The organism is Streptomyces sp. URMC 126, assembly GCF_051386555.1.
Lineage (GTDB): Bacteria > Actinomycetota > Actinomycetes > Streptomycetales > Streptomycetaceae > Streptomyces.
The window spans coordinates 1-1,406 of the sequence record NZ_JBPQTX010000602.1; the positions used below are offsets into that span (position 1 = coordinate 1).

Genomic DNA, 1,406 nt, shown 5'->3' on the forward strand with positions numbered 1-1,406 from the left:
CGGGGGCCGCGCCCATCCTATCCGGGGGCGGGGTGGGGCCGAGGCTCGGTCCGGAGTCCGGGCTTGGGCTCGGGGCTGAGGGGTATGGCGGATGGGACGAGATTCCTCCGGCGTTTGGGGAACTCTTGACCCGTCTCCGGACGTACGATAATCGGCCACGCTCGTCGGCTGGACGGCCCGGCGGCACGGCGCGGCACAACGGGGAGAAAGATGCGGCATTTTGGACACCTCGCGCCCGAGGTCCGGAACGGCTTGTTCCACCGGGAGCCGGGCGAGTTCGGCGTCGACTCCCCGGCCCGTACGCTCGCCGTCGCCCTCGGCGCCACCCTCTACAGCCCCGCCACGCGGCCGGCGCTCGCCCGGGACGTCGTCAAACAGGCCGGGCAGGGTGTCGTGTCCATGGTCCTGTGCCTGGAGGACTCCATAGCGGACGGTGAGGTGGCCGCCGCGGAGGAGAACCTCGTCCGGCAGTTCGCGGAGCTGGCCGCCGCCCCCGCCGACCGGGTGCCGCTCCTCTTCGTCCGCGTCCGCCGCCCCGGACAGATCACCGACCTCATGCGCCGCCTCGGCCCCGCCCGGCGGCTGCTCTCCGGCTTCGTCCTGCCCAAGTTCACCGAGGACCGCGGTCTGCCCTTCCTGGAAGCACTCGCCGAGGCCGAAACCGCGTACGGGCAGCGGCTCTTCGCCATGCCCGTCCTGGAATCCCCGGAGCTGCTGCACCTGGAGACCAGGACCGAGACGCTGGGCGGCATCGCCCGCGCCGTGGACAAGTACCGCGACCGGGTGCTGGCCCTCCGGCTGGGCGTCACCGACTTCTGCTCCGCCTACGGGTTGCGCCGCGCGCCCGACATGACCGCCTACGACGTCCGGCTCGTCGCCTCCGTCATCGCCGACGTCGTCAATGTGCTCGGGCGGGCGGACGGCAGCGGCTTCACGGTCACCGGGCCGGTGTGGGAGTACTTCCGCCAGCACCAGCGGATGTTCAAGCCGCAACTGCGCCGCAGCCCGTTCGCCGGTCCGGCGGAGGCGCTGCGCTCGGCCCTGATCGAGCACGACATGGACGGTCTGCTGCGCGAGATCGAACTCGACCGCGCCAACGGCCTCCAGGGCAAGACGTGCATCCACCCCTCGCACGTCGCCCCCGTGCACGCCCTGTCCGTCGTCAGCCACGAGGAGTTCGGCGACGCCGAGGACATCCTGCGGTCGGTGGACGGGGGCGGCGGGGTGCTGCGTTCCGCCTACACCAACAAGATGAACGAGGTGAAGCCGCACCGCGCTTGGGCGGAAAGGACTCTGCTGCGGGCCGAGGTGTTCGGTGTGGCACGTGAGGACGTCGGGTTCGTGGAGCTGCTGGGCGCTTGCGTGCCGACGATGCGGGTGGGGTGAAGTGGGAGAGGGGGGCGGAG

The 1,406-nt window shown here is 71.6% G+C and carries 1 protein-coding gene; it reads left to right on the forward strand.

Annotated features, from left to right (window positions below):
* Window positions 1-210 precede the first annotated feature (210 nt).
* Window positions 211-1,386 (forward strand): HpcH/HpaI aldolase/citrate lyase family protein, encoded by a 1,176-nt coding sequence (locus ACSNOK_RS33020; protein ID WP_436784473.1) that lies wholly within the window; start codon window positions 211-213, stop codon window positions 1,384-1,386.
* Window positions 1,387-1,406: the final 20 nt, after the last annotated feature.

Coding starts and splice junctions, on each gene's coding strand:
- ACSNOK_RS33020 (WP_436784473.1), top strand. CDS start 211: ATGCGGCATTTTGGACACCTCGCGCCCGAGGTCCGGAACGGCTTGTTC.